Genomic DNA, 14,258 nt, shown 5'->3' on the forward strand with positions numbered 1-14,258 from the left:
GGGCTTGCCCATGAATTTGTGCAGGAAATAGGGTGAAATTATGAGTGAAGAAAAAGCAAAACGCATCTTAATCGTTGAAGATGAAAAAAACTTAGCGCGCTTTGTTGAATTAGAACTTAAACATGAGGGCTATGAAACAGAACTTGCTAAGGATGGTCGTATTGGGCTTGAGAAAGCTCAAGAAGGCAACTGGGACTTAATCTTGTTAGATTTAATGCTGCCAGAGATTAACGGGATTGAAGTGTGTCGTCGTTTACGACCAACTTCAGATGTGCCGATAATCATCATGACGGCTAGAGATTCAGTTATTGACCGTGTATCAGGTTTTGACCACGGTGCCGATGACTATATCGTTAAGCCGTTTGCGATTGAAGAATTATTGGCACGTATTCGTGCATTACTTCGTCGTATTGATATCGAAGAAGAACAACAACACAGAAAACAAACGAAAGTAACTTTCCGTGACCTTTCTGTTGAAAAAGAAAATCGTATCGTTCGCCGTGGCGAAGAGATTATCGATTTAACAAAACGTGAGTACGAGTTATTGGTGATGTTAATGGAGAACGTTAACGTGGTATTACCTCGTACAGAATTATTAAATAAAGTATGGGGCTATACAACTGAAGTTGAAACCAACGTGGTAGATGTTTATATTCGTTACTTACGAAATAAAATCGATGTAGATGGTCAACCAGGTTACATTCAAACTGTCCGTGGTACGGGCTATGTAATGAGGACCCCAGAATAATGTTTAATAGCGTTTTAAATGATTTTAAAACAAAACTGCAGCACCCATTTTCATTAATTTGGAAGTGGGGCTTAGTTTTATCTAGCTTGTTTTGGTTGGCCTTGAGTGTGAGCCCCATCATTTCAAATATTCAAGAACAACGAGCGCTAGAAGAAGACTATGTGACTGAGGTTACACAAATTGACACGTATTTACAAACCTATCTAAATTCTTTAGCGTCGCGCCCAGCTTCAGAAGTGCGTGAAGGATTCCAATCACGGATTGCCATTGAAAATATTTCATTAGAAGATTACTTGAATGAACATAACGTGAAAATCCAAGTCTATAATGAAAATGGCAACCTGGTTTATAATTCAGGGACTACTGTAGATAGTTACTCAACTAATAGAACGACAGGCCGAACGAAATCGGATGAAACTGGCGACTTCCTGACTTATCAATTACTATATGAAGGGTCTGACCAAATTGGGTATTATTTTGCGACCTTTGATTACCAAACAGTTGCCAATCAATTATCTGATAAACGGACTGAATTGATTATTATGGCGGGGGTTAATTTAGTCATCGCCGTTGTCGCTGGTATTGGTGTAGCTTATTACTTTATTCAACCGATTCAAAAGATGAAGCGTTTCTTAAAGAACATCACTGCAGATAATATTGCTGACCGCCGTTTAAACGTATCAGAATACCGCGGTGAAATCACTGAAATTTCTGAAAGTATCAACCAAATGCTGGATCAAACAAGTGAGTATATTGACCAACAAATTCACTTTGTCGAAGATGTATCGCATGAATTACGTACACCTGTAGCGATCATTGAGGGACATTTAAATATGCTGAATCGTTGGGGTAAAGATGATCCAGAAATACTAGAAGAGTCATTATCTGCATCTGTAAATGAACTGGAACGTATGAAAGTACTTGTTCAAGAGATGTTAGACCTATCACGGGCTGGTCAAGTAGATACGCAATACTATGATAAGACAACGTTAATTAACGAAGTGATTAATCAAGTATTCCAAAATTTCAAGGTCTTATACCCAGACTTCCAATTCTTCTTGGAAAATGACCTGCGTCGTAATTATGAGATTCAGATTTACCGTAATCATCTTGAGCAAATACTGATTATTTTATTGGATAATGCAGTGAAATATTCTACAGATCGCCAAGAAATCCATATTTCTGTTGCGACCAACGCCGTTGATTATATTGAAATTGCCATCCAAGATTTCGGTGAGGGGATGTCTCAAGAAGACCAAAACCGTATTTTTAACCGCTTCTACCGGGTGGATAAGGCGCGGTCGCGTGAACGTGGAGGGAATGGTCTAGGTTTATCTATCGCGAAAGAATTAATCAAAGGGTACAAGGGTTCTATCTTTGTAGAGAGTGAACTGGGCAATGGGTCTATTTTCCATGTCCGCTTCCCAATCTTGAATACCTTAGACGAAATTTCAGCAGCTGATCGTGAACGAATTGATCAATTGTTGGAAGAAGCAGCAAATGATGAGGATAATAATTTAATTAAATAAACCATGACAGGACCTTATGCTAGTAAGCGTAAGGTTCTTATTTTAATATATAGAAGAAAGATGACTTGAATAAGAGAGGGCGTTTGTGATGACAGAAAACATTCAAAATATGACTGAAATGGAAAAACTGCAGGCAGGATTACCATATTCGATGCGAGATAAAGAAGTAAATAGTCAAAAACTTCAAGCAATCTCCGGTTGTAAAAAATTAAATGGTGTAGATACTTCAGATAATGTAGCATTGGAAGCGGCAATAAGAAATTTATTTGGAAAAGTTGGCAAAAATCCCTTTGTAGCTCCTGTCTTTAATTGTGATAGTGGAGAAAATATTGAGGTTGGTGATAATTTTCTAGCAAATTATAATGTAACAATTTTGGATATTGCTAAAGTGAAAATCGGGAATGATGTGATGATAGGGCCAAATACATTGATTTCTACAGTAAATCATCCCATAACACCTCAAGGACGACGAGACCATCTAGCTGTGGCAAGCTCAGTAACAATTGGGAATGATGTATGGCTTGGTGGAAATGTAACTATTTTACCTGGTGTGACGATTGGTAACAATGTTGTTGTGGCGGCTGGTGCGGTTGTGACTAAGGATGTAGCTGATAATTCATTAGTTGGTGGGGTACCTGCCAAATTGTTAAAAGAAATTCCTAATGATGTTGTATAACTTCTTACAATAGCCATCATTAGTTGTTTATACCGTTCGACTATATTTAAGATATTCTTCACTAACTTTCTAATGTGTAAAATTTAAAAAGATAAATGATGAAAATGGATATGTAATTCCTAAATTTTATAACAGTAAACTTGTGTAGTAGTGTTAATAGTGGTTACTTTTTAAAAGTTCTTGATTTACAAGGGTTTTTACCTCTTAAACTGTACTAGTACAATTTCGCCCATTGTACCATTTTTTTGCAAATGAAACAATATTGTACTAAAAAAGGGGTATTTTTGGCTAATTATGGACCTCACAAAGGATATTTGTGGCAATTCATTGGAATAAGCTGTTTTAAGTGCTATTATTTCAATTGTGATATTTTTAAATCAAATGGAGGGTAATCTAAATGTCAGATAACAAAATTAACATCGGTTTAGCAGTTATGAAGATTTTAGAATCTTGGGGAGCAGATACTATTTACGGTATTCCTTCAGGTACTTTAAGTTCATTGATGGACGCGATGGGTGAAGAAGAAAACAACGTTAAATTCCTACAAGTGAAACACGAAGAAGTAGGTGCTATGGCTGCTGTAATGCAAAGCAAATTCGGCGGTAACCTAGGTGTTACTGTTGGTTCTGGTGGTCCAGGTGCATCTCACTTGATTAACGGTTTATACGATGCAGCAATGGATAACATTCCAGTAGTTGCAATCTTAGGTTCTCGTCCACAACGCGAATTAAACATGGACGCTTTCCAAGAATTAAACCAAAACCCAATGTACGACCACATTGCAGTTTACAACCGTCGTGTAGCTTATGCTGAGCAATTACCAAAATTAGTTGACGAAGCGGCTCGTATGGCTATCGCTAAACGTGGTGTAGCAGTTCTAGAAGTACCTGGTGATTTCGCTAAAGTTGAAATCGACAACGACCAATGGTACTCATCTGCAAACAGCTTACGTAAATATGAACCAATCGCTCCAGCAGCACAAGATATCGACGCAGCAGTTGAATTATTAAACAACTCTAAACGTCCAGTAATCTACGCTGGTATTGGTACTATGGGCCACGGTCCTGCAGTTCAAGAATTAGCTCGTAAAATCAAAGCGCCAGTTATCACTACTGGTAAAAACTTTGAAACTTTCGAGTGGGACTTCGAAGCGTTAACAGGTTCTACTTACCGTGTAGGTTGGAAACCAGCTAACGAAACAATCTTAGAAGCAGATACAGTATTATTTGCTGGTTCAAACTTCCCATTCTCAGAGGTTGAAGGTACTTTCCGTAATGTTGATAACTTCATCCAAATCGATATCGACCCAGCTATGTTAGGTAAACGTCACCACGCTGATGTTGCTATCTTAGGTGATGCTGGTTTAGCAATCGACGAAATCTTAAACAAAGTTGACGCTGTTGAAGAGTCAGCATGGTGGACAGCTAACTTGAAAAACATCGCTAACTGGCGTGAATACATCAACATGTTAGAAACTAAAGAAGAAGGCGACTTGCAATTCTACCAAGTGTACAATGCAATCAACAATCATGCTGATGAAGATGCAATTTACTCAATTGATGTTGGTAACTCAACACAAACATCTATTCGTCATTTACACATGACACCTAAAAACATGTGGAGAACTTCTCCATTATTCGCGACAATGGGTATCGCTATCCCTGGTGGTTTAGGTGCTAAAAACACTTACCCAGATCGTCAAGTTTGGAACATCATTGGTGATGGTGCCTTCTCTATGACTTACCCAGATGTAGTAACTAACGTACGTTACAACATGCCTGTAATCAACGTTGTATTCTCTAACACTGAATATGCCTTCATCAAAAACAAATATGAAGACACTAACAAAAACTTATTCGGTGTAGACTTTACAGATGTTGACTACGCTAAAATCGCTGAAGCACAAGGTGCTAAAGGATTTACTGTAAGCCGTATCGAAGATATGGACCGTGTAATGGCTGAAGCTGTTGCAGCTAATAAAGCAGGTCATACTGTAGTTATCGACTGTAAGATTACTCAAGACCGTCCAATCCCTGTAGAAACATTGAAATTAGATTCAAAACTATACAGCGAAGACGAAATCAAAGCTTACAAAGAACGTTACGAAGCTACTAACTTAGTACCATTCAGAGAGTACTTAGAAGCTGAAGGCTTAGAATCTAAATACATCAAATAATCATTTGGTAACCTTAGATTAGTAACTAAGATTTATTATATTCAGACGAGATAAGAACAGGTTGGGGCTTTTCCCAGCCTGTTTTTGCTTATATAGAATTCTTGCAAAAATAGTTATTTCGACCATATTTTCAACCATCGTGTTCAAAATTTCCTAATCAAGCTTGATAGTTTTTCGATACTTTGATCAAGACATAATAGTTTTGTAGATGTGTTACAATTTATCTAAACAAGATGGAGGTTTTAGCTATGACAAACAAGAAAATTTTAACCACACATGTAGGTTCATTACCACGTCCAAAAACATTATTAGAGGCAAATGACCGTCGTGCAAAAAATGAAATTTCAGACGAAGAATACAATCGAATCATCCAAGATTCAGTGGATCAAGTTGTTGCAAAACAAAAAGAACTTGGTATCGACATTGTAAATGATGGTGAATATGGTCATATCACATCTGGTCCAGTAGATTTTGGTGCTTGGTGGAACTACTCATTCTATCGGTTAGGTGGTTTAGAAATGACTGACCAAGACCGGTGGGCAAACCCTGAAAAAGTTCGTTCAACACCAGGAAACATTAAATTAACATCATTTCCTGACCGTCGTGACCGTGCAATTTTCTCAGCTGCCTATGAAGATCCAGATTCTGGGGTTTTAGGTAAACGTAAAGCTGTCGGTAACCCAGTTTTCGCTGATAAAGTGACTTACGTTGGTCATGACCAAGTACAACGTGACGTAGATTTCTTAAAATCTTCACTAGCTAAAAATAACTTAGATAAAGGTTTTATTGCAGCTGTATCTCCAGGTTCAGCAGCTCGTCTACAAGATAACTACTACAACGGTGATGAAGAAGCCTTATTAAATGATTTAGCAGACGCATTACATGAAGAATATAAAGCAATCACAGATGCTGGTTTCATCGTTCAAATTGATGCGCCAGACTTGGCTGAAGCTTGGGACCAAATCAACCCAGAGCCATCAGTTGAAGACTTCCAAAGATGGTTACAATTACGTATTGACGCTATTAACCGTGCCTTAAAAGGTATCGATCCAGCTTTAGTTCGCTTACATATTTGCTGGGGTTCATGGCATGGACCACATACAACAGATATTCCATTAGAGTACATCGTTGATCAATGTTTAGAAGTAAATGCAGCAGGATTTACTTTTGAAGCATCAAGTCCACGTCATGCGCACGAATGGAAAGTATGGGAAAAAGTAGGCCGCTTAAAAGAAGGCCAATACATCATTCCTGGTTTAGTATCACATTCAACAAATGCGGTTGAGCATCCAGAATTAATCGCAGAACGCTTAATCCGTTTCGGTGAAATTGTTGGGCCAGAAAACGTCGTTGCTTCAACTGACTGTGGTTTAGGTGGACGTTTACACGAGCAAATCGCTTGGGCTAAATTAGAAGCCCTTGTAGAAGGTGCAGCAATCGCTTCTAAACACTTCTACGGAGAATAAAACGAGTTATTTAGCTATATAAAAAGGGTTTGTAGCAGAGCTATCGCAAACCCTTTTATGCACTTTTTAATAGCATAAGAAAAGCCCTCTGGCTAGCGTATAGAACGCCAAGTCAGAGGGCTTTTACCTTGTTATCAGTTGTTATTTACGTTGTTTGCCAGCATTACGGTTTGTTTGGCTGTCATTATTTGTTAAGCGTTTGTTTGTAGGTTCGTTCTTAACAGAATCAGTCACATCTTTACGGCCGCTAGAAGGTTTCTTCACCTTGATTGGGTTCTCAGCCATTTCTTTATCAACTTCTGCTTGGATTCTTGGCTTGAAGTAGAAAGTTGTAAATAATGATTGTAGAATTGACCAAATGGCACCTGCTAAGAAGTAAAGTGTTAACCCGGCTGGTGTTGTAAATACAATGAATCCCATCATAATTGGTGTCATGAATAGGGTAGAACGCATTTGCGCTTTTTGCTCTTCTGGTACACCTTGCAAGGTAATGAATGATTGAATTAAGTACATTACAATGGTGATAATGGCTAATACCATATGAGATTCTCCAAGTGAGATACCGAAGAATTCAGAGCTGGCAATTGGTTCACTCACGCGAATAGCAGTGTATAAACCAGAGATGATTGGTAATTGTAGTAATAATGGTAAACAACCCATTCCACCAAACATAGAAACGTTATTTTCGCGCATGAATTCTTGTTGTTCAGTCGCTAATGCCATTTTCTCTTCTTGCGTTGTGGCATTTTTTTGACGTTCTTGAATTTCTTTTAAGTATGGTTGGAAAGCAGCCATCTTAATTTGTTGACGCGTTGAGCTTTTCAGCTGGTTCAGGGTAAGTGGCAATAGAATAATACGAATGGCAATGGTAATAATGATAATAGCAATTCCGTAGTTACCAGCAAACTGATCAGCAATCCATGCGATAAGTTGACCAATCGGTGCTACTGTTAAGCGGTACATAAGACCATCTGGATTATTTGGATTGGCACATCCACCCAAAAATACCACGAGTGACATCACTAACATAATTAGCGATAGGCGTTTATTTTTTAAACGGCTTGACAATACTTCACGTCCTTTAATTTATATAGTTATTTGATTCTTGTTTAAGTGTCTTGACTAACGTTACTATTGTAGCTAATTTGGGGGGCTATTTCAATAAACGGTGCGAAATTTCACCATTTCCTCACTATTGAAGGTTTCAACGACTTGGATATTGTCGACATGGGCGGATGGGTTTTCCGGCATTTCTTTGACTTCTTCAATAAAAGCGCGCAATGTGGCATCGTCTGCTTGAACAAGAATTTCGACTGATCCATCGTTCTTATTCTCAACAGTTCCTGCAACTTTCATCCTCTTGGCGATTCTTTCCGTAAAATAACGAAAGCCTACACCTTGCACACGTCCGGTTACAACAATTCTACATGTTTTCATAAATATCCCTTCTTTCATTATGCTTCTTTAATTATACTAGATATTATGTCGATTAACATCAGACTAAGTACTAATTTTGAATGGGATTTTTATTAAAATGAAGTCCTTTGTTTGCGTAAGGTCAAAACATCACCAAGATGAAAATCGACCGTAAGTTTGGTATAATAGAGTGCTGATTGGAGAGTGAAGAAGATGAGTTTCCAAGTATATCAAATAGATGGATTTGACGAGCCATGGTGGTTTGAAGATGACTGGCATGAGCATGTCGTCGCTGTTGAAACGGCTGACAGCTTAGAGGATGCAGCACTTATTTTTCAAGGTGAATCATTAAAATTGCAGGGCTTATTTCCGAAGACGCGTAGCCGAGTAGAAGGGATGCGCGCTTTCTGGCAACCGGGTGAAACGGATTGGTGTGAACCTTGTGCCAATGATGAACAAGTCTACCATAGCCTAGTCCTTTATGAGAACCAACAAGCTTTAAGTGAGGCACGCGTCAAAGAATTAACCAGTATTTTAGACAATATCAATCGCTATTCGAGCGATAAAAATCTTTTAGAAGAGGAGGGTTAGCGTGGCAAGAAAAAAGAAAAGACGGACTAAGAAACAACAAGAGCTATTCCGCATGCAATTATTTTCTGGGATTTCATTATTTTTCGCCATTATCGGTGTGCTAGAACTTGGTGCATTGGGCCGATTATTCATGCATCTGATGGAATTTTTTGTTGGGGGACTAGCCGTTCCTGTATTTATTATTGAAATTATCTTCACAGGATGGGTGCTTGTGACAGGGCATGGCCCATTAGTTTTAGGTAGAATTATGAACACGGTGATTTGGGCAGTACCTATCCTAGCCATATTAATGCATGCTTGGGATTATTTAGCCATCGCCTTATCCAGCGATACATCTGTATTAGTGGTGACTTGGCAACGGGCTATCGCCAATTTTACCGCTGAAGGTGCCGGTCAACCATTAGGTGGTGGGCTTTTAGGTGGTTTATTATATACCTTTACCTTCTACACAGTAAGTCAGTTGGGAACCTATATTTTTGTGGGCATCGCCTTAATGATTCTATTGTGCTACCTGTTCAGTATTACCTGGTTAGATTTAATCGAAGGGCTTCAGTCCATTACCAGTGTGGTGTTTAATTGGTTAAGTGAATTCTGGGATACAACGAAACAACAATTTTCAAGTTACCGTGAGGACCGGGAAAAATATAAGGCAGACCAATCTAAACAAAAAGCTAGCCGAAGTAAAGCTACTAAAAAAAGCAAGCAGTCTGGTGAAGATCAAGATAGTTCGGAAAACAACAACCGCATTAAACCAAAACAAGTGGATACAGACGACGAAGATGTAGTCATTGTTGGGCCAAGCGCCAGTGCGAGTAAAGGCAACCATCCAGCTGAAATCGAACAAACTTCTCTTGAAATTGGCACGCAAGCTGATGAATTCCCCAAGGCTGAACAAGCAAAGACGCAAGTTAGTCCAACCACTGATGACCAAGATGTCGATACTGAACCAGATGACGGTAAAGATATTGTCATGGATATGGCTGCAGAGCCAGAAAATCCAGAGTACAAATTACCACCAGCCAACTTGTTGACGCCAATTAAAGCGACAGACCAAAGTGGTGAATACTCTGTCATTAAAGAAAATGTCCGTAAACTTGAAGCGACTTTCAAGAGCTTTAATGTGGATGCCAAAGTCACTAAGGCTAACTTGGGACCAGCTGTAACAAAATATGAAATTCAGCCAGCGATTGGGGTAAAAGTAAGTAAGATTGTTGGTTTAGCCGACGATATCGCCTTATCACTAGCTGCTAAAGATATCCGGATCGAGGCGCCGATTCCAGGTAAATCCTTTATCGGGATTGAAGTGCCCAATCAAGATGTATCCTTAGTTTCCTTCCGTGATTCTTTTGAGCATCAACTGCAATCGGGAAAAGTCTTGGAAGTCCCATTAGGAAAAGATATTTCAGGCAATATTCGTTCAGCAGACTTGACCAAGATGCCCCATCTATTGGTTGCTGGGTCTACAGGATCTGGTAAATCAGTCGCTATCAACGGGATTATCGTATCCATTTTGATGAAGGCCAAGCCAAATGAAGTCAAATTGATGATGATCGACCCTAAAAAAGTGGAACTATCGATATATAACGGTATTCCACACTTGTTAACACCAGTTGTAACCAATCCAAGAAAAGCAGCTCAAGCCTTACAAAAAGTCGTTCAAGAAATGGAACGTCGCTATGAATTGTTTGCTGCTTCGGGCCAACGGAATATTGACGGTTACAATGACTTCGTTCATGAAGAAAACCTTAATGAAGGTACTGCGCATCCGACCCTACCTTATATCGTTGTGATTGTAGATGAGTTAGCCGACTTGATGATGGTCGCTTCTAAAGAAGTTGAGGCCGCAATTACCCGGCTAGCACAAATGGCACGTGCAGCTGGTATCCATATGATCCTAGCGACACAAAGGCCATCTGTTGACGTTATTACAGGGATTATCAAGGCCAATGTACCGTCAAGAATCGCCTTTGCCGTATCTTCAGGAACTGACTCAAGAACCATTATCGACCAAAACGGTGCCGAAAAACTATTGGGTCGAGGAGATATGCTCTACCTACCTATGGGCGAGTCGAAACCAATTCGTGTCCAAGGGGCCTTTATCACAGATGACGAAGTGGAACATGTTGTCTCATTTGTAAAAGAACAACAAGAGCCAAATTATGTCGAATCTATGATGCCAACTGAGACTAAAGAATCAGCGCCAGGCGAAGATTTAGATGAAATGTGGGATACTGTCCTTGAATTTGTTAAAACCCGTGAAACCGTCTCGATTTCAATGTTACAACGTCAATTTAGAGTTGGTTACAACCGTGCAGCTCGTCTAGTAGATGACATGGAACAACGCGGAATTGTCGGCCCACAAGAAGGGTCTAAACCGCGTACAGTTAACATCTTCCAAGAAAACGGCGATAAATCAACCGAGTAGGTTATGTAATAGGCCGATACACACATTTTCCAAGTCAAAAAATGCTATACTATAATTAACATAGCAGACAGTCAACTAGGAGGGATTATTTGAATTTACCAAATAAATTAACCATCATTCGGATGATCATGATTCCAATCTTCATGATTTTCGTATCTATCCCAGCAAGTGGAGATGGTACACAAGTACTCGGCAGTCATTGGTACTGGCAATATGTGGTGGCAGCCATCATTTTCGCAGTCGCATCATTCACCGACTGGCTAGACGGTTACATCGCACGTCGCGACAACCTTGTCACTAATTTCGGTAAATTTGCCGACCCATTAGCCGACAAGATGCTCGTTGCAACAGCCTTTATCGCCTTAGTTGGTATCGATTTAGCACCAGCATGGTTAGTTTCAATCATTATCATGCGCGAATTAGCTGTCACCGGACTCCGCCTATTACTAGTGGAAAAAGGGACAGTCATGGCGGCTGGGAGTGCTGGGAAATTGAAAACATTCACCCAGATGCTATCCATTATCTTCTTGTTACTCGGGGATTTCCCCTTAGGATTCTTGCCATTTTCAATCGGGCAAATCCTACTATATCTTGCATTAGTCTTTACCATCTATTCAGGTGTAGACTACTTCGTTAAAAATATTTCCGTCTTTTCAGACGGACTATAAACACAATTTTTAAGGGCTTCGGTTTTTACCGGGCTCTTTTTTGTTCTATAATATACAAGAATCACTATGCGCAAACGCATAAATAAAACGTATATACTAATAGGTGGGAAAAGAATGAAAGTAGACATTATAGCTGTCGGAACAGAATTATTAATGGGACAAATCGCGAATACAAATGCGCAATTTATTGCACGAAAATTGAATGAATTAGGCTTTGACCATTACGTACAAACGGTCATTGGCGATAACCCTGAACGGTTAAAGAAGGTGACCGCTCAGGCTGAACAAAGGTCGGATATCATCATTTATACAGGTGGTTTAGGACCTACTCGAGATGATTTAACCAAACAAACTATTTCAGCTTACTTAAATCAACCACTCATTCACGATGAAGTGGGGATGGAAACCATCAAAGCAACTTTTAAAGGCAGAATCATGACTGAAAACAATCTGGCTATGGGGCTGACTTTTCAAGCAGGGCATACTTTCCCCAATGATGTAGGGCAAGCGCTTGGTACAGCGATTGAACATGATAACCATACCTATATTCTATTGCCAGGACCACCATCTGAAATGAAGCATATGTTCAACCATTATGTAGCTGATTATTTACTAGACCAATACCAAAATGACATGGTACTAACATCTAAATACCTGCACTATTTTGGTATCGGTGAATCGCAATTAGCTGACACTATTGATGACTTGATTATGAGTCAAGAAAATCCAACAGTAGCCATTTACTTTGGAAATTTCATGGTAACAGTTAGACTAACTGCAGCTGGTAAAAATGAAGCAGAAACCAAGCCTTTATTAGAAGACCTGGCTACAGCTATCAACGCTCGGTTAGCTGACTATTATGTAGGCGAAGGAGAAAACTTAGGCATCAATGAAGTATTGGTAGAGAAATTGACAGACCGTGAGCAGACTATTGCTTTCGCTGAAAGTTTCACTGGTGGACTGGCAGCTAAAAAAGTTGTCGATGTCCCAGGGTCTTCAAAAGTCTTACACGGATCAGCCGTCACTTATACAGAAACAGCCAAAGCCAATGTGTTAAATGTCCAACCGCAAACACTGGAAACTTATGGCATGGTGAGTGCTGAAACAGCGACTGAAATGGCGGAAAACGTACGAGATCTATATCAATCTGACTTTGGAGTATCCTTTACAGGTGTCGCTGGACCGGATGCCATGGAAGGAAAAGAAGCGGGGACTGTCTATATTGGTATCTCCCAAGCAGGCCAAGAAACTAAAGTTTTAACACCAACATTAAGAGGTAGTCGTCAAAATATTCAATATCGTTCAGTCTATTCAGCTTACTTTGATATTATTAAAAATTAATAGAACATTCGTTCGCTTTTCTCTTGCTTATTCAGCAAAAGAATTATAAAATAAAAGAAACGCAGGAGAACATTAGGAGGATTTACGCATGACTATGGATAAAAACGATAGCAACCGTCAAAAAGCATTAGACGATGCAATGAAAAAAATTGAGCGTAACTTTGGTAAAGGCTCAGTCATGAAAATGGGTGAACGCGGAGATACTAGAATCTCTACTGTTCCAACAGGTTCATTAACATTGGATATTTCTTTAGGAGTTGGTGGCTACCCACGCGGTCGTATTATTGAAGTCTACGGACCAGAATCATCTGGTAAAACGACTGTTTCATTACATGCAATTGCGGAAGTACAAAAACGTGGTGGTATTGCAGCCTTTATCGATGCTGAGAATGCGCTAGATCCTGAATATGCAGCTAAACTAGGTGTAAACGTTGATGAGTTACTACTTTCTCAACCAGACACTGGTGAACAGGGTTTGGAGATTGCTGACGCTTTAGTATCTTCAGGTGCCATTGATATCATCGTTGTCGATTCAGTTGCAGCCTTAGTACCACGTGCCGAAATTGAAGGTGAAATGGGTGACTCTCATATCGGTCTTCAAGCCCGGTTAATGTCTCAAGCATTACGTAAATTATCAGGCACCATCAACAAAACGAAAACAATCGCCATCTTTATCAACCAAATTCGTGAAAAAGTTGGGGTAATGTTCGGTAGTCCTGAAACAACACCAGGCGGTAGAGCCTTGAAATTCTACTCTACTGTGCGTTTAGAAGTACGTCGTGGTGAACAAATTAAAGAGAGCGGGAGCGCAATCGGTAACCGTACTAAAATTAAGATTGTTAAAAACAAGGTAGCACCACCATTCAAAGTGGCAGAAGTTGACATCATGTATGGGGAAGGGATTTCTCAAGAGGGTGAACTAGTTGACTTGGCAGCTGAATTAGACATCATTAACAAGTCCGGTTCTTGGTATTCATATGGTGAAGACCGTATCGGTCAAGGTCGTGAGAATGCAAAACAATTCTTACGCGAAAATCCAGAAATTCGTGAAACCATTGATGGACAAGTTCGTCAACACTTCGGTTTTGGCCAAAATGGTAAATTAAGCGAAGAAGAACTAGCAGCCTTAGAAGCAAATGATGAAGCACAAGTGGAATTATTGGAAGAAGAAACAGAATAAAATTTATTTTTAAATAGATAACCACCATGCCTTTCCCATTGA

12 protein-coding genes are annotated in these 14,258 nt (G+C 39.5%); 10 read left to right on the top strand and 2 right to left on the bottom strand.

The annotated features are described in order from the left end of the window. Positions 1–40 precede the first annotated feature (40 nt). The 5 genes from AWM74_RS07455 to AWM74_RS07475 all read left to right on the top strand — a co-directional run bounded on the left by AWM74_RS07455 (position 41) and on the right by AWM74_RS07475 (position 6,595). Positions 41–748: a response regulator transcription factor gene (locus AWM74_RS07455; protein ID WP_003143523.1), complete on the top strand. Its 708-nt coding sequence runs from the start codon at positions 41–43 to the stop codon at positions 746–748. Further along, positions 748–2,277, top strand: a complete 1,530-nt coding sequence (locus AWM74_RS07460; RefSeq protein WP_026465375.1) for a sensor histidine kinase — start codon at positions 748–750, stop codon at positions 2,275–2,277. Before AWM74_RS07455 ends, AWM74_RS07460 begins: the two co-directional genes overlap by 1 nt. Positions 2,278–2,386: 109 nt before the next feature. Beyond that, a complete protein-coding gene (locus tag AWM74_RS07465; RefSeq protein WP_026465374.1) occupies positions 2,387–2,953 on the top strand; it encodes a DapH/DapD/GlmU-related protein in 567 nt (188 codons plus the stop codon). Positions 2,954–3,350: 397 nt separating this feature from the next. Then, positions 3,351–5,129: a pyruvate oxidase gene (gene spxB / locus AWM74_RS07470; RefSeq protein WP_026465373.1), complete on the top strand. Its 1,779-nt coding sequence runs from the start codon at positions 3,351–3,353 to the stop codon at positions 5,127–5,129. Positions 5,130–5,377: 248 nt separating this feature from the next. Beyond that, positions 5,378–6,595: a cobalamin-independent methionine synthase II family protein gene (locus AWM74_RS07475; protein ID WP_026465372.1), complete on the top strand. Its 1,218-nt coding sequence runs from the start codon at positions 5,378–5,380 to the stop codon at positions 6,593–6,595. Positions 6,596–6,736: 141 nt separating this feature from the next. On the opposite strand, the gene yidC is transcribed toward AWM74_RS07475, so the two are convergent. Continuing rightward, the gene (yidC, locus tag AWM74_RS07480) at positions 6,737–7,663 is read right to left on the bottom strand and encodes a membrane protein insertase YidC (protein ID WP_026465371.1); all 927 of its coding nucleotides are present in this window, start codon (positions 7,661–7,663) and stop codon (positions 6,737–6,739) included. A gap of 90 nt (positions 7,664–7,753) precedes the next feature. Further along, positions 7,754–8,032, bottom strand: a complete 279-nt coding sequence (locus AWM74_RS07485; RefSeq protein WP_026465370.1) for an acylphosphatase — start codon at positions 8,030–8,032, stop codon at positions 7,754–7,756. A gap of 192 nt (positions 8,033–8,224) precedes the next feature. Between AWM74_RS07485 and AWM74_RS07490 the strand changes: the two genes are divergently transcribed. From AWM74_RS07490 to recA, 5 genes are all read left to right on the top strand, one after another. Then, on the top strand, positions 8,225–8,602 hold the full coding sequence (locus AWM74_RS07490) for a DUF1033 family protein (protein WP_026465369.1): 378 nt from the start codon (positions 8,225–8,227) through the stop codon (positions 8,600–8,602). A gap of 1 nt (position 8,603) precedes the next feature. Next, positions 8,604–11,027: a DNA translocase FtsK gene (locus AWM74_RS07495; RefSeq protein WP_026465368.1), complete on the top strand. Its 2,424-nt coding sequence runs from the start codon at positions 8,604–8,606 to the stop codon at positions 11,025–11,027. Between the two features lie 89 nt (positions 11,028–11,116). After that, positions 11,117–11,695: a CDP-diacylglycerol--glycerol-3-phosphate 3-phosphatidyltransferase gene (gene pgsA / locus AWM74_RS07500; RefSeq protein WP_026465367.1), complete on the top strand. Its 579-nt coding sequence runs from the start codon at positions 11,117–11,119 to the stop codon at positions 11,693–11,695. Positions 11,696–11,809: 114 nt separating this feature from the next. Continuing rightward, positions 11,810–13,036, top strand: a complete 1,227-nt coding sequence (locus tag AWM74_RS07505) for a competence/damage-inducible protein A (RefSeq protein ID WP_026465366.1) — start codon at positions 11,810–11,812, stop codon at positions 13,034–13,036. 88 nt (positions 13,037–13,124) lie between these two features. After that, positions 13,125–14,216, top strand: a complete 1,092-nt coding sequence (gene recA / locus AWM74_RS07510) for a recombinase RecA (protein ID WP_026465365.1) — start codon at positions 13,125–13,127, stop codon at positions 14,214–14,216. The last annotated feature ends 42 nt before the right edge of the window (positions 14,217–14,258 follow it).

The organism is Aerococcus urinaeequi, assembly GCF_001543205.1.
GTDB classification, from domain to species: Bacteria; Bacillota; Bacilli; order Lactobacillales; family Aerococcaceae; genus Aerococcus; species Aerococcus urinaeequi.